Origin of the sequence: Phenylobacterium sp., from assembly GCF_041913825.1 — a bacterium.
In the GTDB taxonomy this organism is placed as follows: Bacteria; Pseudomonadota; Alphaproteobacteria; order Caulobacterales; family Caulobacteraceae; genus Phenylobacterium.
In genome coordinates this window covers 96,189-113,084 of the sequence record NZ_JAYSEO010000016.1, presented here as the reverse complement: position 1 = coordinate 113,084, position 16,896 = coordinate 96,189, and the positions used below count along the sequence as shown (strand labels likewise).

Genomic DNA, 16,896 nt, shown 5'->3' with positions numbered 1-16,896 from the left:
CCGACGCCCCCTGGCGCCGCGCCCGGCGCAACCTCGGCCTGATGATGCGCGAGGGGCTGCTCAAGGAGAACATCGACGGCGAGGCCCTGATGTGGGCGCACCAACGCCTGATCGGCCGGCCCGAGCAGCGGCGCATCCTGATGGTCATCTCCGACGGCGCGCCGGTGGACGACTCGACGCTCAGCGTGAACTCCGGCCACTACCTGGAGCGCCACCTGCGCGAGGTGATCGCCGAGATCGAGAGCAAGAGCCCTGTCCAGCTCATCGCCATCGGCATCGGCCACGACGTGACCCGCTACTACCGCCGCGCGGTCACCATCGTCGACGTGGAGCAGCTCGCCGGCGCCATCACCGACCAGCTCGCCGAGCTGTTCGACGAGGAGCCCCGCCGGCTGACCCGCCGCAGCGCCGGCCTGCTGCAGCCGCCGCCGAACACCCAAGGCCCATCCGGCCCCGCCCGCCGCTCCACCTTCAAGGAAGTCCGGAGATCCGTGGCGTGAGGCGCCTGGCAGGGCCGCTCGGCGCGCTCGCCCTCGCGGGCTGCGTCAGCCCGAGCCCGACGCTACCGCCCGCCCCCCTGCCCTATGCCGCGACGATCGCCGTGGACGCCGCCGCCGTGCCGCTCGATCCGACGGATCCGTCGCGCCAGGCGATTGGCCGCTTCGTCTACGCCGGCGGTCTGCACCTCACGTCCCAGCAGACGGCGCGCCTGCACGGCCTCTCCGACATCAAGGTGCGCACGGACGGCCGGCTGGTCTCGGCCAGCGACCAGTCCGACCTGCTGCGGGCGCGCGTGGTGCTGGACGGCTCCGGCCGGCTGATCGGCGTCGCGGACGCCCACCTCGCCGCGCTGAAGGACGCCACCGGCGCCGATCTCTACGCAGGCGGGCAGCGCGAATTCGACTCGGAAGGCGTCGCCGAGCTCGCGAGCGGCGACCTGCTGGTCAGCTTCGAGCAGAACGACCGCGTCCTGCGCTTCCCGCGCGACGGGGGGCCGCCGCGGCCGGCGCCGCAACCGCAGATCGCCTACACGTTCAACAAGGGCATGGAGGGCCTCGCGGCCGACCCCATGTCCGGGCCGGACGCCTACCGCACGGCCATGGAGGGCTCGGGGCAGAGCTTCCTCTGCCGGCTGGCCACGGGCTGCACGCCCAGCTTCCACATCGATCTCGAGGGCCTGGAGCTCACCAGCCTCGACATGCTGCCCGACGGGCGCATGGCCGTCCTTTTGCGCGGCTTCTCGCCGCTCCGCGGCAACAGCATCAAGCTGAAGATCCTCGACCGCCAGGGTCGACGGATCGACGGCATGGAAATGGCCCGGCCGCTCACGGTCGATAACTTCGAGGGTCTGGCCGCGGTCCCGGGGCCCGGCGGCCGCATCCGATTCTACCTGATCTCGGACGACAACTTCGGCCACTTCGCCGGCGCGCCCACCGACCAGCGCACCCTGCTGCTCGCCTTCGACTGGCGGCCCTGACGCCGGTCGGAGCGCCCAAAATAAAAGGGCCGCCCTCGCGGGCGGCCCCTTCGGAACGACACTCTGGAGTCGCGCTTAGGCGGCCGGGGCCTGCTCGGCGAGCTTGGCCTTCACCTGGCGCTTGATTTTCAGGGCGCGGGTGGACAGGTCCTCGTCGCGGGCCTTCAGCAGGAAGGCGTCGAGGCCGCCCTTGAAGTCCAGCGTGCGCAGCGCCGCGTTGCGGACGCGCAGCTTGAAGGACTGACCGAGCGCTTCCGACTGGAGCGTGACCGGCTGGAGCGCCGGCAGGAAGCGGCGCTTGGTCTTGATGTTCGAGTGGCTCACATTGTGGCCGACCATCGGGCCGACACCGGTGAGTTCGCAGCGACGCGACATAGCGAGGTGACCTTCGCGTGGAAATGGGATCGGCGGACGAACCGTCCGCGCGAGGAGCGGGCGATATAGAGGAACCAGGCCTTTCCCGTCAACCCGCCGGGGCCGCCAAATCGCCGCCAGCAGACGGAACGACGCCCCCATGAACGCCGACCGCCGGATCGTCCTCACCAGCGACCATACCGCCATTCCGCTCCGCCAGGCGATCGCCGCCCATCTGGCGGCCCGAGGCTGGGAGCCGGTCGACATCGGGCCGACCGCCCCCGAGAGCACGGCCTACCCGGAGCATGGCCGCGCCGCGGCCCGCCTGGTGGCGTCCGGCGACTGCCGCTTCGGCGTCGTCCTGTGCGGCACAGGCCAGGGGATCATGATGGCGGCCAACAAGGTCGCGGGGATCCGCTGCGGCGTCTGCGCCGACACCTTCTCGGCCCGGATGATCCGCCAGCACAACGACGCCAACATGCTGGCCCTCGGCGCCCGCGTGGTCGGCGCGGGCCTGGCGCTCGACGTCGTCGACGCCTTCCTCGCCGCCGCCTTCGACGGCGGTCGCCACGCGGCTCGGGTGGCGATGATCGAGCCGGCGGAGGACGAGGCGTCGCCTGGTCCGGCCTAGTGGTAGGCCGCCAGGACGCGGGTCTGCCCCGGCTTGGATCGGCGGATGAGCCGTGCGCCTCGCGCTGCAACGTGGCCGACCGGCGTCTGCGTCTGGCAACCGGCCATCGCCAGCCCGGCCAGGAGGGCGAGGGGCCGCAGCACGCCTAGGCCCATAGGTCGCGCACGCAACGGCCGCTCGGCGGCAGGTCCTCGAACGTGTCCAGGCCGTCGAAATGATCGATGGGCAGGTCGGCCACCGCGTCGGGCGGCGCGAGCCGCAGGTTGACCGCCATCCGCCGCCGCCCGTCGGCCTCCAGCCGCAGCCCGCGCCAGCTCAGCACGCAGGCGCAGGCGGGACAGAACAGCATCTCCAGCGCCGGGTCGGCCTTGCCCGGCCGCCGATAGGCCGCCGGCGCGCCGCGGATCGCGATCCGCTCGCCCTCGTAGTCGTAGGCCCACAGCGCCCCGTAGCGGCGGCAGAGCGTGCAGTTGCAGGCGGTGATCGACCCGGGATCGCCACTCAGGCTCCAGCCCGCCGCCCCGCAGTGACAAGACCCTTCCAGCATGACATCTCCCGCGCCCGTTCCGTCCGAGCATGCCGCCGCACCGGCCCGCCACCCTCGTTGTGGCTCGCTGCGACTCGACTACAATAGCTAGTAGGGAACAAAGATCGAATCCTGGGGAGTCAGCGATTCGGTCCTGATTCGTTTTGCGCCCGTTCCTCAAGTTCCCGCGTCGCCTTCATCTCCGGCGGTCCGGGCCCGCGGCCGAGTTCGTGGGACCTTTCTTCGGCCAAAGCGTTGCAGTCGGAAACGCCACTCAGGAGATCCCATGCGCGCCATCGTTTCCGCCATCGCCCTCGCCGCCGCCGCCTCGCTCGCCGCCTGCAGCGGCCCGGCCGAGGACGCCGCTCACGAACGGGCCGACGCCGTGGACGCGGCCGGCGAACGCCAGGCCGACGCGTTGGAGCGGCAGGCCGCGGCCACCGACAACGAGGCGCAGGAGACCGCCCTGAACCGCCAGGCGGATGCGGTCGAGAACGCCGCTGACGGCCAGTCGGACGCCATGCACCGTCAGGTCGATAAGGACCACTGATCGATCAGGGGCGGGCCGACGGCGTCGGCCCCGCCCCCTCGGCGCCTCAGTCGGCGGCCAGGCTATCGGCCGCCGGCTCGTAGCGAGCGACCAGCACCTCGCTGGCGTCGATGCGCCGGCCCTTCTCCAGGACCTCCAGGTGCACGTGGTCGGTCATGCCGCCCGGGTACTTCTGCTGCAGGCTGTGGGCCGCGCCGATCGGGCGCCCGACGGCGACGGTCTCGCCGACCTCCACGCTCGGGTTCACATAGAACACCCGCGCCGCAAAACGCAGCGCCGGGTTGGTGATCTCCACGAACTTCAGGTCGTGGTCGCCAGCATAGGCGTAGCCGATCTTGGTCACGTAGCCGGAGAGCGGCGCCACCACCGTCTGACCGGCGTCGGCCATGAAGTCGACGCCCTCGTGGCGGCGCGAGCCGCCGTCGCGCGAGGCGCCGAACTCGCCATAGCCATAGGCGTCGTGGGTGCGCGGCGCCTGCCCGGTCGGGTTGGCGAAGTCGGCCTGCCCGTCGCCGTCCACATCCTGACCGTCCCACACCAGCCGCGTGGGCTGGACGGCGGGGAACAGCGACTGGCGCAGGTCGATCTGCTGGACCGCGCCCACCGAGGCCTTGGTCACCCGCACCCCGGCGTCGCGCGCCATGGGCATGGCCAGCGCCGCCGTGCCGGCCAGCACCGCCGCAACCGCCACGGCCTGGGCCAGCCGTTCCTTCGCCGTCTCCGCGGCGCGCAAGCGCATGCGCAGCATGTGGTCCGCCCTTCTCTCTCGAACGATGCGGCCGCACCGGACGGAACGCCGGTTTCGTGGCTCGCGTGATGCTTTCTGGTCTTCATCGCGGCGGCCTGCGCCGCGGGTCCGCTTGGGGACGCTCCGATCGCTACCGGAGCATCCGGGCGGAATATGGGCGCTTTTCAACGGCTTGCGATGCGACACGCCGCCACCCGCATACCGGCGTCTTGCCAAGCTGTGCCCAAGCGGAGTATATGACTGACCAGTCAGTTATCAGGAGCCCGCATGCTGCCGCCCGGCGAGCCCAAGTTCCGACGCCGCAAGGCGGAGCGTCCTGCCGAGATCGTGCAGGCGGCCATGCATGTGTTCGCCGAGAAGGGCTTCGCCGCCGCCAGGCTCGACGACATCGCCGCCCGGGCCCGGGTCTCCAAGGGCGGGCTCTATCTCTACTTCGACACCAAGGAGGACATCTTCCGGGCGGTGGTCGAGCAGGCCATCGCGCCCAACATGCAATCGGCCCGAGCCATGCTGGCCGCCCATCCTGGCCCGTTCCCGGATCTCGTGCGCACCCTGGCCGGCGTGGTCGGCGGTCTCATCCAGACCACCGCCATCGGCGGGGTGGCCAAGATGGTCATCGGCGAAGCGCGCAACTTCCCCGAGCTCGCCCGGATCTGGCACGACGAGCTGGTGGCCCACATGCTCGGCGCCTTCGCCGCCTCCGTGGAACAAGCCCAAGGCCGCGGCGAGGTCCGAGCGGGCGACCCGCGCGCCTACGCCCTGCAGCTCATCGCCCCCCTGCTGATCGCCGTGATCTGGCGCGAGACCTTCGTGCCAGTGGGCGCGCCCGGTTTCGACATCCCGCGCCTCATCGATCAGCACGTGGAGACCTACCTTAGGGGGATTGCGCCATGAGCCCGCAGCGGACGCTCGTCGCCGCCCTCGCCCTCGCGGGCCTGGCCATCGTCGCCCTGCTGGTCGTCCTGCCCCGGATCGCGGCGCACGAGACCCTGACCGGCTATGTTGAGGGCGAGCCGCTCTACCTCGCCGCCCCGGTCTCCGGCCGCGTGGCGCAGATGTCCGTCGTCCGCGGCCAGGAGGTCACCGCCGGCCAGCGCCTGTTCGTGGTCGATCCGGCCCAGCCCGCCGCCCAACGCGATCAGGCCCGCGCCGAGATGGCCGCTGCCGAGGCCCAGGCCGCCGACGCCCGCAAGGGCCTCAGGCCGACCGAGCTGGCCGTCTACGAGGCCAACATCGCCGCCGCCGAGGCGCGCGCCCGCGACGCCCGCGCCGACCTGCGCCGCATCGAGCCCCTGGTCCGGCGCGGTATCTACGCCCCGGCCCGGATGGACGACGCCCGCGCCGCCGCCCAGGCCGCTGAGGCTCAGCTCGCGGCCTCGCGGCGCCAGCGCGAGGCCGCGACATTGGGCGCCCGGGACGACCTGATACGCGCCGCCGACAGCCGGGTCGCCCAGGCCCGCGCGGCGTTGGCGGGCGCGGAGGCCCGGCTCGCCGACACCTCGCCTGTGGCCCCCTCCGCGGCTCGCGTGGAGGAGGTGTTCTTCCAGCAGGGCGAGTGGGCGGGGGCGAACCAGCCGATCGTCTCGCTGCTGCCGCACGACAGGATCAAGCTGCGCTTCTTCGTGCCAGAGCGGAACCTGGCCGCCTATCGACCGGGCGCGGTCGTCCGCTTCGGCTGCGACGGCTGCGCCAGGGGTCTCACCGCCCGCATCGTGTACGTGAGCCCGAGGCCCGAGTTCACCCCGCCAGTGATCTACTCGAAGGACGCTCGCGACCGGCTCGTCTACCTCGTCGAGGCCCACCCTTCCGCGCAGCTCAACCCTGGCCAGCCCGTGGACGTGGAGCCGCTGAGATGACGCTCGCCATCGACGTGCGCGGGCTGAACAAGAGCTTCGGCGACAAGCACGTCGTGCAGGACGTGGACATGGCCGTGGAGGAAGGTCGGATCTGCGGCTTCCTCGGGCCCAATGGCTCGGGCAAGACCACCACGCTCCGGATGCTCTGCGGCCTGCTTACCCCCGACAGCGGCGAAGGCACGGCGCTCGGCTTCGACATCATCCGCGAGGCCGGCGAGATCAAGCGGCGCACCGGCTACATGACCCAGCGGTTCTCGCTCTACGAGGACCTGACCATCGCCGAGAACCTTGAGTTCGCCGCCCGCGTCCACGAGCTGGATCGCCGGCGCGAGCGCGTCGACCGCGCCATCGAGCGCCTGGGCCTGAAGGAACGGCGCGGCCAGCTCGCCGGCACGCTCTCCGGCGGCTGGAAGCAGCGGCTGGCGCTGGCGTCCGCCACCCTGCACGAGCCCCGCCTCCTGCTGCTCGACGAGCCCACCGCCGGGGTCGATCCGAAGGCCCGGCGCACCTTCTGGGACGAGATCCACGCGCTGTCTGCCGAGGGCCTGACCGTCCTGGTCTCCACCCACTACATGGACGAGGCCGAGCGCTGCCACGAGATCGCCTACATCAGCTATGGCCGATTGATCGCCCGGGGCACGGCCGAGGAGGTGGTGAAGGGCTCCAGGCTTGTCACCCTGCGCGGCGAGGGGCCCGGCGTCGACCGACTCTCGGGCGAGATCGCCGGCCTGCCCGGGGTCGAGACCGCCGCCCCGTTCGGCGCCGCCCTGCACGTGAGCGGCACGGACCGCGCGGCGCTGGAGGCCGCCCTCGCCCCGTGGCGACGGCCGCCGTTCCGTTGGTCCGAGGTCGAGCCTACGCTGGAGGACGTGTTCATCCAGCTCATGGGTCGCTCGCAGGACAACTTCCGATGAGCGCCGGCTTCTCCGCGACGCGTGTCGCAGCGGTGATGATCAAGGAGTTCAAGCAGCTCACCCGCGACCGGCTCACCTACGCCATGATGCTGGCGATCCCGGTGATCCAACTCCTGCTGTTCGGCTACGCCATCAACGCCGAGCCGCGCCACCTGCCGACGGCGGTGCTGGTGCACGAGGATTCGGTGTTCGCCCGTTCGCTGGTGGGCGCGCTCCAGCGCAGCGCCTTCTTCGACCTCAAGGCCCAGGCCCGCTCGACAGCCGAGCTCGACGACATGATCCGCCGCGGCGACGTGCAGTTCGCGGTGATCGTGCCCGGCGACTTCACGCGCCGCGTGGCGCGCGGGGACCGCGCCCAGGTGCTGGTGGAGGCCGACGCCACCGACCCCTCGGCCACCGGCGGCGCGGTGGCCGCGCTGGCCGCCCTCCCACAGCAAGCGCTGGCCCACGACCTCAAGGGCGGCCTCGCCGCCCGTGCCCAGGCGCTCCCGCCCTTCGAGGTCGTCGTGCACCGCCGCTACAATCCAGAGGCCGTCACGGCCTACAACATCGTGCCGGGGCTCTTGGGCGTGATCCTGTCCATGACGCTGGTGATGATGACCGCGCTGTCCGTCACCCGCGAGACCGAGCGCGGCACCATGGAGAGCCTGCTCGCCACTCCCGTCGAACCGCTTGAGGTGATGGTCGGCAAGCTCGCGCCCTATGTGCTGATCGGCGTCGTCCAGACCACCCTCATCCTGACGCTCGCCCGCCTGCTGTTCGGCGTGCCGTTCCAGGGCGGCTGGGCGGGGCTCTCGATCGGCGTCGCCCTGTTCATCGTGGGCTCGCTGGCGCTCGGCTTCCTGATCTCCACCGCCGCCCGCTCGCAGCTCCAGGCGATGCAGATGAGCGTCTTCTACATCCTGCCCTCGATCCTGCTGTCCGGCTTCATGTTCCCTTTCCGCGGCATGCCGGCCTGGGCCCAGGCGGTCGGCGAGGCGATCCCCGTCACCCACTTCCTGCGCGTGGTCCGCGGCACCCTGCTGAAGGGGCAGGGCTTCGGCGACATGTGGCGCGAGCTCGCGGCGCTCACCGCCTTCGTCTGCATCGTCACCGCCCTCGCCATGGCCCGCTACCGCCGCACGCTGGACTAGGGAACGCGCCTTCCGCCTTGGCCATTCAGCCCCTAGGTAGGAACCCATGGCCGTCGCATTCACCAAGGAAGAAGACTACGAGAGCCAGGCCGCGGACCTGCCGGACCGGCCGATCTCGTCGCATCCGAACCTCGTCACCGCCTCGGGCCTGGCGGCCCTCGAGGCCGAGCTCGCCGCCGCGCGCGCGGCCTACCAGGCTGCGCAGGCCCAGGGCGACGTGAGCGCCGACCGCACCGCCATGGCGCGCGCCACCCGCGACCTGCGCTACTGGTCCGCCCGCCGGTCAACCGCCCAGCTCACCGAACCGGCCCCGGAGGCCGGCAAGGTCCAGTTCGGCCGCACCGTCGAAATCGAGCGCGAGGAGGGGCGCCGGCAGGCCTTCCGCATCGTCGGCGAGGACGAGGCCGATCCGGCCAGGGGGACCATCTTCTACGCTTCGCCCCTGGCCAAGGCGCTGCTCGGGAAGTCCGTCGGCGACACGGCCGAGGTCAACGGCGCCGAGGTGGAGATCATCGCCGTCCGGTAAGCGGGGAACGCCCGCCCCGTCCGTGAGTTGGCGTTCCGCCAGCGGCGGGGGACCCCATGGACGACGCGACCTCCTTCAACGACCACCACCCGGCGCACGCCGACGCCCAGCTTGCGCCAGCGCCGGCCGCGCCCCCCGAACGTGAGGAGGCCCAGGGCGAAAGCCCGCAGCCGCCGACCGCCTGGGTCGCCGACCGTCTGGCCGACGCCGCGCCTGCGCACGGGACCCTGCTCTACGTCGCCTCCAGCGAGCGGCGCGCGGACGAGATCGGCCGGGCGCTGCGCCAGTTCGCGCCGCAGGTTGAGGTGCTCGTCCTGCCGCCCTGGGACTGCCTGCCCTACGACCGCGCCTCGCCGTCCCGCGAGGCCATGGGCCGGCGCATGGCGGTGCTGGCGAGGCTCGCCGAACCGGCCGAGGCGCCCCGCGTGCTGGTGGCGAGCGCCGAGGCCCTGCTGCAGAAGGTCCCCCCGAAGAAGGCGCTGAAGAACGCCTTTCTCTGCGTGCGCGACGGCGAGCGCCTGTCCCGCGAGGCGCTGGAGGCCTTCGCCCGGCGCACCGGCTACGTCACCGACGATCGCATCGACGAACCCGGCGAGATCGCCATCCTGGGCGAGGTCGTGGACGTCTTCCCCGCCGCCGCCGACGCCCCGGTCCGCTTCAGCCTGGGCGAGGACGAGGTGGTGGGCGCGATCCGCCGCTACGACCCGCTCAGCCAGCGCAGCGAGGACGAGATCCCCGAGGTCCTGCTGGGCCCCGCCTCGGAGGCGATCCTCGACGACCCCGAGACCGAGCGCACGCCCGGCATCGAGCACCGCGCCCCGGCCCTCTACGGACGGATGCAGACCGTCTTCGCCCTGCTGGGGGAGGCCGCGTGCGCCATCGACGCCAAGGTCGCGCGCCGCGTGGACGACCTCACCGACCAGATCGCCGAGGCCTACGAGGCCAACCGGTCGCTCGGCGAGGCCGCCCTGCCGGCGCCTGACGCCCTCTACCTGACTGCAAAGGACTTCGACCGCGCGGTGCGCAAGCTGGAGGCGGTGACGCTCGAGGGCGAGGCGCCGCGGGTTCCCAGGTTCGCGCTCGAACGCAACCCTGGCCGGGCGTTCTCCGACTTCGTGAAGGACCGGCTGGAGGGCGGCGCCCGTGTGGTGCTGGCCGGCCTGCCGCATGAGCTGCGCTCGCTCTCGCGCGCCGTCCAGCGCGGCCTCGGCCGCGGGCCCGAGCCCGTCCAGGACTGGTCGAGCGCGCGGGGCTCCCCCGCGGGCGCGCTGCTGTCGCTGGCGGCCGACCTAGAGGGGGGCTTCGAGGACGCCGCCCGCGGCCTCGTGGTGGTCACCGCCTCGGACGTGCTCGGCGGGCGGGTGGCGACCCGCGGCGGCCAGAGCGCCGAGAGCCTGCTGGCGGACCCGGACCTGCGGGTGGGCGACGTGGTCATCCACGAGGACCACGGCCTGGGGGTGCTGCAGGCGTTGGAGACCGTCGAGGTCGCGGGCGAAGCGCGCGACGCGGTCCGGCTCGAGTACCACGGCGGCGCGGGCCTCCTCGTCCCCGTGGAGGAGTTCGGCCGGCTGTGGCGCTACGGTGGCGAGGCCGAGGCCGTCACCCTCGACCGGCTGCACACCGACGCCTGGGCCAGGCGCCGCGTCGAGCTCTCCGCCGACATCGACCGCGTGGCCGAGCACCTGGTGCAGGTCGCCCGCACCCGCGGCGAGCTGAAGGGTGAGGCTCTGGAGCCGCCAAAGGCCGCCTATGCCCGGTTCGCCGCCCGCTTCCCCTATCCCGAGACTCCCGACCAGGCCGCCGCCATCGAGGCGGTGCTGGGCGACATGGCCTCGGGGCGCGTCATGAACCGGCTGGTCTGCGGCGACGTCGGCTTCGGCAAGACGGAAGTGGCGCTGCGGGCCGCCGCCGCGGCCGCCCTGGCCGGCAAGCAGGTGGCCGTGGTCGCCCCCACCACCGTGCTGGCCCCCCAGCACTACGAGAGCTTCCGCCGCCGCTTCGCCGGCTTCGACATCGAGGTCGGGCGGCTCTCCCGCCTGGTCTCCCCCGCCGAAGCCAAGCGGGTGAAGGCGGGCCTCGCCGACGGCTCGATCCGCGTCGTGGTCGGCACCCACGCGCTGGCCGGCAAGGACGTCGCCTTCGCCGACCTCGGCCTGCTGATCATCGACGAGGAGCAGCGGTTCGGGGCCAAGCTCAAGCAGCAGCTCAAGGACCTCGCCCCGGGCGTCCACCTGCTGACCATGACGGCCACGCCGATCCCGCGCACCCTGCAGCTCGCCATGGTGGGCGTGGAGGACGTCAGCGTCATCGCCACCCCGCCGGCCCGCCGACGCCCGGTGCGCACCTTCCTGTCGCCGTACGACGCCGCCACCGCCCGCACCGCCCTGCTGCGGGAGAAGCGCCGCGGCGGCCAGAGCTTCCTGGTCGTCCCGCGGATCGAGGACATCGGCCCGATGACCGAGGAGCTGGCCCGGGTGGCCCCCGAGCTGAAGACCGTCGTCGCCCACGGCGAGCTGCCGCCCGACGCGGTGGACGAGGTGATGGTCGGCTTCGCCTCCGGCGACGGCGACGTCCTGCTCGCCACCAACATCATCGAGAGCGGCCTGGACGTGCCCCGCGCCAACACCATGCTGGTCTGGCGGGCCGACCGCTTCGGCCTCTCGCAGCTTCACCAGCTCCGCGGGCGCGTGGGCCGCGGCCGCACCCAGGGCATCACCTACCTGCTCACCGACCCTCAGGAGGAGATCGCCGAGACCACGCGCGCCCGCCTCTCCACCCTGGTCGCCTTCGACCGACTGGGCTCGGGCCTCGCCATCAGCGCCCGTGACCTGGAGATCCGCGGAGCCGGCGACCTGGTGGGGGAGGAGCAGGCCGGCCACATGAAGCTGATCGGCACCAGCCTTTACCAGCGCCTGCTGACCCGCGCGGTGCGGGTCGCCAAGGGCGAGATCACCGGCCCCGACTGGGAGCCGGAGCTGAACCTGCCGCTCACCGGCGCGATCCCCGAGGCCTACGTCCCCGATCCCACGACACGGCTCAACCTCTACGCCCGCCTGGCCCGGATGGCCGAGCCCCCCGAGGTGGACGACTTCGCCGAGGAACTGGAGGACCGGTTCGGCGCCCTGCCGCCCGAGACCGCCGCCCTCCTCGACCGCGCCCGGCTGCGCACACTCGCCCAGGCCGCCGGCGTCCTGCGCATCGATGCGGGACCGAAGGCCCTGGCGCTGACGCTCCGGGACGGCGCGCCGACGAAGCTGAAGGCCGCGCCGGACGCAACCTTCAAGGAGGATCGCCTGGTCTGGGCCAAGCCCGCCGACGAGGGCGACCCCAGGATCGGCGACCTCCTGCCCCTGCTGGAGGAGCTCGCCGCCAGACGGCAGTAGACGCCGCCCGCCGGCCCGCTACTCTCCGTCGTCCCTTCGACGTCCAGGGACACTCCTCCCGCATGACCCCGCCGCTCGCGCCCGCCCTCGCCGACCAGCTCCGGCGCCTGCTCTCCAATGCGCACGCGCCCTACTCCGGCGTGCATGTCGCCGCCGCCGTGGAGGGCGAGGACGGCCGGCTGCACCTCGGGGTCAACGTGGAGAACGCCGCCTATCCGCAGGGGGTCTGCGCGGAGGCGAGCGCCATCTCGGACATGGTGACCAACGGCGGCAAGGCGATCCGCCGGGTCTACCTGGCCTCCAGCCTCCCCGGGTTCATCTGGCCCTGCGGCGGCTGCCGCCAGAAGATCTGGGAGTTCGCCACCCCAGACTGCGAGGTCATCTCCTTCGACGCGGACGGCGGCGAGGAACGCCACACGATCGAGGCCCTCCTCCCCCTCGGGTTCCGGCTCTAGCCGTCCCACCATTTGATCGCTCCCGGAACACCGTCGCCGTTCGCGCGTCCTTTCTCACGGTGCAGATGATTGCGTAGGAGTCCGAAGGCGTTGGCCGGTTTCGAGGCTGTTCCTGCCCAGACCTACCCCGGCTTGCAGCTTCGCTTGTCCGACTCCCCGCCCAACCCCATTTTCAGACCATGAGCGACCGTCCCTCTGGCGCGGCCCCGCCGCGGCTGGTCGCGGTGCTGGGCCCCACCAACACCGGCAAGACCCACCTGGCGGTGGAGCGCATGCTCGGCCACGCCTCGGGCATGATCGGCCTGCCGCTGCGCCTCCTGGCGCGCGAGGTCTACGACAAGATCGTCAAGCTGCGGGGCGCGCGCTCGGTCGCGCTGATCACCGGCGAGGAGAAGATCATCCCACCGCGGCCGGCCTACTTCGTCTGCACGGTGGAGGCCATGCCGCTCTCCCGCGAGGTGGAGTTCATGGCCATCGACGAGATCCAGCTCTGCGCGGATCCCGAGCGCGGCCACGTCTTCACCCAACGCCTGCTGCACGCGCGCGGGACCTGCGAGACCATGCTGCTGGGCGCCGCCACGATGGCGCCGCTGGTCCGTCGCATGCTGCCGCACGCCGAGATCGTCGGCCGCGACCGGTTCTCGAACCTGACCTACGCCGGGTCCAAGAAGCTCACGCGGCTGCCGAGGCGCTCGGCCATCGTCGCCTTCTCGGCCGACCAGGTCTACGCCATCGCCGAGCTGATCCGCCGCCAGCGCGGCGGTGCGGCCGTGGTCATGGGATCGCTGAGCCCGCGCACCCGGAATGCCCAGGTGGAGCTCTACCAATCGGGTGAGGTGGACTTCCTGGTGGCCACCGACGCCATCGGCATGGGCCTCAACATGGACGTCGACCATGTGGCCTTCGCGGGCCTGCGCAAGTTCGACGGCCGACGCACCCGCTGGCTGCACCCGCAGGAGATCGGCCAGATCGCCGGCCGCGCCGGGCGCTATATGCGCGACGGGACCTTCGGGGTCACCGGCGAGGCCGAGGAGATCGACCCGGAGATCGTCGAGGCCGTCGAGCACCACCAGTTCGAGCCCATCGTCGGGGCGGAGTGGCGTAACCACAGACTCGACTTCGACAGCCTGCCCGTCCTCCTGCGGTCGCTGGCCAGACCGCCCGAGCGCGAGGGCCTGAAGCTCGCAGCGGAGGCCCTGGACGAGACCACGCTCCGCCGGCTCGCCGAGGATCCTGATGTGGCCGACCGGGCCCGTGGCCGCGGCACGGTGATGCGCCTGTGGGACGTCTGTCAGACGCCCGACTTCCGCAAGGTGGCCCTCGACGAGCACGTCGGCCTGGTGAAGGACTTCTTCTTCCAGCTCACCGGCAAGGGTGGCCGGATGAGCGACGACTGGATCGCCCGCCAGTACGCCCACCTCGATCGCACGGACGGCGAGATCGACGCGCTGGCGGCTCGGCTGGCGAGTGTCCGCACCCTCGCCTACGTCGCCAACCGCCCGGACTGGCTCCGCGATCCCGCCGACTGGCAGGGCCGCACGCGCGGGCTGGAGGACCGGCTCTCCGACACCCTGCACGAGAAGCTGATGGCGCGGTTCGTGGACCGGCGGACCAGCGCGCTGATGCGTGGCCTTAGGGTGCGCGAGGAGATGATGGCCGGCGTCGCCGGCGACGGCTCCGTGACCGTAGAAGGCCACTTTGTGGGAAAGCTGACCGGCGTGCGCTTCGAGGCGGCCCAGGGCTCGTCCGTGCTGGAGGAGAAGGCCCTGCGCGCCGCCGCCACTCATGCGGTGGGGCCGGAGATCGCCCGCCGCCTGGGTCAGCTCGCGGCCGAGCCGGACGAAGCCTTCGCCCTGACCCCGGACGGGACCGTCCTGTGGCGCGGCGAAGCGGCTGGCGCGATCAGTGGCGGCCAGCCGTTCAGCCCACGCGTGCGCCTGTTCGGCGAGCTCGGGCCGGAAGCCGCCCGCCAGCGCGCCGCGCGCCGCCTCGAGGCCTTCGCCGCCGGCGAGGCGGGCCGCCGACTGGGCGCGCTCCGCAAGCTTGAGGCCGCCGTGGCCGACGGCCGGGTGAAGGGCCTGGCGCGCGGCATCGCCTACCGCCTGGTGGAGAACGGCGGCGTGCTCGACCGCAGCGTCGTGCGCCAGGAGGCGAAGCAGCTCAGCCAGGTGGAGCGCCGCATGCTCCGGGGCCTGGGCGTCCGGCTGGGCGCCTTTTCGATCTTCATGCCCTCGCTGCTGAAGCCCCATGCCCGGGCGCTCGCCCAGGCCTACGCCCAGCGCGAGACGCCGGACTGGCGGCCGGCCGAGGGCCTGGTTCGCCTGCCCCAGCCCACGCCGCCGGCCCGCACGCTGTCGGCCTACGGCCTGCGCGCCGTCCGCGACCGCGGCATCCCGGTGGAACAGCTCGAGCGGCTCGACGAGCTGCTGCGCGAGGGCCCGAAGCTGGCCGGCGGCTCGGTCCTCACCGACCAGGCCCGGAACGAGCTAGGCTGGAGCGATGCCGAGGCCAAGGACATCCTGCGCGGCCTGGGCTTCGCGCCCGTGAACCGGCCAAAGGACGGCGACCAGATCGCCTGGCGCCGCCGTGGCGAGCGGACGCCCCAGGGACGGCCCGAGCCCGTCCGCCCCCACTCGCCCTTTGCCGCCCTCGCCGCGCTCAAGGCCCAGCCCGCGCCGGCTTCCGCCCCGGCGGCCCCCGCTCCGCCCGTCCAGCGCCGCCGCCCCCGACGCCGGCGCAAGCCCCAGGCGATCAGCGCATGAGCGAGGACGCCTGCCGCGCCGACGTCTGGCTGTGGCGCGCGCGCTTTTTCAAGACGCGCTCGCTGTCCGCGAGGTTCATCGAGGAAGGCCGCGTCCGCCTGACCCGCGGCGGTCTGGAAGAGACCCGCCTCGACAAGCCCTCGCGCCCCGTGAAGCCCGGCGACCGCCTGGTCTTCGCCGTCGGCGGGCGGCTGATCGCGGTGACCGTCGAGGCGCTCGGCGAACGCCGTGGCCCGCCCGCAGAGGCGCGGACGCTCTACTCCAGCCTGGACGAGGCGACCGAAACCTGAGAGGCGGGGTCATCGGCCGCTGAGCGGGCTTGCAGAATTCCTGCCCCCGCCGTGGGGCTTCGCGGCATTGACTTTGCGCCGCCATCCCCCGAAAACCCGCCCGCCTTCAGCGTCGGGCCGGAGCCTCATTTCTTCCGATGACCTACATCGTCACCGATCCCTGCATCAAATGTAAGTTCATGGATTGCGTGGAGGTCTGCCCGGTCGACTGCTTCTACGAGGGCGAGAACTTCCTGGCGATCAACCCCGACGAATGCATCGACTGCGGGGTGTGCGAGCCGGAGTGCCCGGTGGACGCCATCAAGCCCGACACCGAGGACGATCCGGACGGCAAGTGGCTGCGGATCAACTCCGAGTACAGCCGCGTCTGGCCGAATATCACCGTGAAGGGCGAGCCCCCCGCCGACGCCGAGCAGTACGAGCGCGAGAGCGGCAAGTTCGAGAAGTACTTCTCCGAAAAGCCAGGCCGCGGCTCCTGACCGGCTTGACAACGGCCCGCAGGTCCGCCAGCCCAACCCTTTCTTTCGGCTGAATTTTATGATATCGTCACAGGTGACGTGGCGATGAGGCTTTTCGCCTGCCCGTCATCCTGAAGAACAGCCGTCCCGGCGGATATCCCGGGAAAAGGCGAAGGGTGTCCTAGAGGTCAAAGTTTCGGTCAGTCGAGAAGCCGCCGCCGCCCTCGCGGAGAGCGTCGTCTTGTTGTCTGCCGGTCCGCCCGCGTCCGACGGCGTCGTCAGGGTCGAACGGATTTTTTGAGAGGGTTCGCGATGAGCAAGAACGGTACGGATTTCTCGGTTGGCGATCACGTCGTCTACCCGGCCCACGGCGTGGGCCAGGTGCAAGGGATCGAGACCCAGGAAGTCGCCGGTCTGAAGCTTGAGGTCTATGTCATCACCTTCGACCACGAGAAGATGACGCTGCGCGTGCCCACCGCCAAGGCCAAGACCGCCGGCCTGCGTCCGCTGGCCGAGACCAATGTGGTCTCCCAGGCGCTGACCACCCTGAAGGGCCGCGCCCGGGTGAAGCGCACCATGTGGTCGCGCCGCGCCCAGGAGTACGAAGCCAAGATCAACTCGGGCGACCTGATCTCCATCGCCGAGGTCGTCCGTGACCTGCACCGCGCCGAGAACCAGCCCGAGCAGTCCTACTCCGAGCGCCAGCTCTATGAATCGGCGCTGGACCGCATGGCCCGCGAGGTCGCCGCCATCGAGCGCATCGACCGCGAAGCCGCCATCGGCATCCTGAACAAGTCGCTGGTGAAGGCGGTCGCCGCCTAAGCCGGTCCGAC

17 protein-coding genes and 1 pseudogene are annotated in these 16,896 nt (G+C 71.9%); 15 read left to right on the top strand and 3 right to left on the bottom strand.

Going from position 1 to position 16,896, the window contains the following annotated elements:
• Nucleotides 1–500: pseudogene (locus ACE3Q8_RS14905) on the top strand (cobaltochelatase subunit CobT); the annotation flags it as partial.
• Nucleotides 497–1,477 (top strand): esterase-like activity of phytase family protein, encoded by a 981-nt coding sequence (locus ACE3Q8_RS14900; RefSeq protein WP_374471070.1) that lies wholly within the window; start codon nucleotides 497–499, stop codon nucleotides 1,475–1,477. The pseudogene ACE3Q8_RS14905 and the gene ACE3Q8_RS14900, both read left to right, overlap by 4 nt.
• Before the next feature lie 75 nt (nucleotides 1,478–1,552).
• Here the strand turns inward: ACE3Q8_RS14900 and rpmB are convergent, their stop codons facing one another.
• Nucleotides 1,553–1,852 (bottom strand): 50S ribosomal protein L28, encoded by a 300-nt coding sequence (gene rpmB / locus ACE3Q8_RS14895; RefSeq protein WP_374471069.1) that lies wholly within the window; start codon nucleotides 1,850–1,852, stop codon nucleotides 1,553–1,555.
• A gap of 139 nt (nucleotides 1,853–1,991) precedes the next feature.
• Between rpmB and rpiB the strand changes: the two genes are divergently transcribed.
• Nucleotides 1,992–2,462 carry a ribose 5-phosphate isomerase B gene (rpiB, locus tag ACE3Q8_RS14890; protein WP_374471068.1) on the top strand — a complete coding sequence of 157 codons (471 nt, stop codon included), beginning with the start codon at nucleotides 1,992–1,994 and terminating at the stop codon, nucleotides 2,460–2,462.
• A 145-nt stretch (nucleotides 2,463–2,607) separates the two neighbouring features.
• Here rpiB and ACE3Q8_RS14885 read toward each other — a convergent pair whose 3' ends face one another.
• Nucleotides 2,608–3,009 (bottom strand): GFA family protein, encoded by a 402-nt coding sequence (locus tag ACE3Q8_RS14885; RefSeq protein WP_374471067.1) that lies wholly within the window; start codon nucleotides 3,007–3,009, stop codon nucleotides 2,608–2,610.
• 265 nt (nucleotides 3,010–3,274) lie between these two features.
• Between ACE3Q8_RS14885 and ACE3Q8_RS14880 the strand changes: the two genes are divergently transcribed.
• Complete coding sequence (locus ACE3Q8_RS14880) at nucleotides 3,275–3,538, top strand: hypothetical protein (protein WP_374471066.1); 264 nt, start codon at nucleotides 3,275–3,277, stop codon at nucleotides 3,536–3,538.
• A 46-nt stretch (nucleotides 3,539–3,584) separates the two neighbouring features.
• Here the strand turns inward: ACE3Q8_RS14880 and ACE3Q8_RS14875 are convergent, their stop codons facing one another.
• Nucleotides 3,585–4,286 carry a M23 family metallopeptidase gene (locus ACE3Q8_RS14875; protein ID WP_374471065.1) on the bottom strand — a complete coding sequence of 234 codons (702 nt, stop codon included), beginning with the start codon at nucleotides 4,284–4,286 and terminating at the stop codon, nucleotides 3,585–3,587.
• A 267-nt stretch (nucleotides 4,287–4,553) separates the two neighbouring features.
• On the opposite strand from ACE3Q8_RS14875, the gene ACE3Q8_RS14870 reads away from it, so the two are divergent.
• The 11 genes from ACE3Q8_RS14870 (at nucleotide 4,554) to ACE3Q8_RS14820 (ending at nucleotide 16,885) form a co-directional block, all read left to right on the top strand.
• Nucleotides 4,554–5,180 carry a TetR/AcrR family transcriptional regulator gene (locus ACE3Q8_RS14870; protein ID WP_374471064.1) on the top strand — a complete coding sequence of 209 codons (627 nt, stop codon included), beginning with the start codon at nucleotides 4,554–4,556 and terminating at the stop codon, nucleotides 5,178–5,180.
• Nucleotides 5,177–6,142: an HlyD family secretion protein gene (locus ACE3Q8_RS14865; RefSeq protein WP_374471063.1), complete on the top strand. Its 966-nt coding sequence runs from the start codon at nucleotides 5,177–5,179 to the stop codon at nucleotides 6,140–6,142. Before ACE3Q8_RS14870 ends, ACE3Q8_RS14865 begins: the two co-directional genes overlap by 4 nt.
• Entirely contained in the window at nucleotides 6,139–7,056 is a 918-nt protein-coding gene (locus tag ACE3Q8_RS14860) for an ABC transporter ATP-binding protein (protein WP_374471062.1), read from the top strand. The genes ACE3Q8_RS14865 and ACE3Q8_RS14860 overlap by 4 nt, the downstream gene beginning before the upstream one ends.
• On the top strand, nucleotides 7,053–8,189 hold the full coding sequence (locus ACE3Q8_RS14855) for an ABC transporter permease (RefSeq protein WP_374471061.1): 1,137 nt from the start codon (nucleotides 7,053–7,055) through the stop codon (nucleotides 8,187–8,189). The genes ACE3Q8_RS14860 and ACE3Q8_RS14855 overlap by 4 nt, the downstream gene beginning before the upstream one ends.
• A 46-nt stretch (nucleotides 8,190–8,235) precedes the next feature.
• Complete coding sequence (gene greA / locus ACE3Q8_RS14850) at nucleotides 8,236–8,715, top strand: transcription elongation factor GreA (protein ID WP_374471060.1); 480 nt, start codon at nucleotides 8,236–8,238, stop codon at nucleotides 8,713–8,715.
• A gap of 56 nt (nucleotides 8,716–8,771) precedes the next feature.
• Nucleotides 8,772–12,098 carry a transcription-repair coupling factor gene (locus ACE3Q8_RS14845; protein WP_374471059.1) on the top strand — a complete coding sequence of 1,109 codons (3,327 nt, stop codon included), beginning with the start codon at nucleotides 8,772–8,774 and terminating at the stop codon, nucleotides 12,096–12,098.
• A gap of 62 nt (nucleotides 12,099–12,160) precedes the next feature.
• Nucleotides 12,161–12,553 (top strand): cytidine deaminase, encoded by a 393-nt coding sequence (cdd, locus tag ACE3Q8_RS14840; RefSeq protein WP_374471058.1) that lies wholly within the window; start codon nucleotides 12,161–12,163, stop codon nucleotides 12,551–12,553.
• A gap of 179 nt (nucleotides 12,554–12,732) precedes the next feature.
• Entirely contained in the window at nucleotides 12,733–15,315 is a 2,583-nt protein-coding gene (locus tag ACE3Q8_RS14835) for a helicase-related protein (RefSeq protein ID WP_374471057.1), read from the top strand.
• Nucleotides 15,312–15,605: an RNA-binding S4 domain-containing protein gene (locus tag ACE3Q8_RS14830; RefSeq protein WP_374471056.1), complete on the top strand. Its 294-nt coding sequence runs from the start codon at nucleotides 15,312–15,314 to the stop codon at nucleotides 15,603–15,605. The genes ACE3Q8_RS14835 and ACE3Q8_RS14830 overlap by 4 nt, the downstream gene beginning before the upstream one ends.
• Before the next feature lie 137 nt (nucleotides 15,606–15,742).
• Nucleotides 15,743–16,084 carry a ferredoxin FdxA gene (fdxA, locus tag ACE3Q8_RS14825; RefSeq protein ID WP_374471055.1) on the top strand — a complete coding sequence of 114 codons (342 nt, stop codon included), beginning with the start codon at nucleotides 15,743–15,745 and terminating at the stop codon, nucleotides 16,082–16,084.
• Nucleotides 16,085–16,375: 291 nt separating this feature from the next.
• Nucleotides 16,376–16,885, top strand: coding sequence for a CarD family transcriptional regulator (locus ACE3Q8_RS14820; protein ID WP_332048711.1), 510 nt, complete (start codon nucleotides 16,376–16,378; stop codon nucleotides 16,883–16,885).
• Nucleotides 16,886–16,896: the final 11 nt, after the last annotated feature.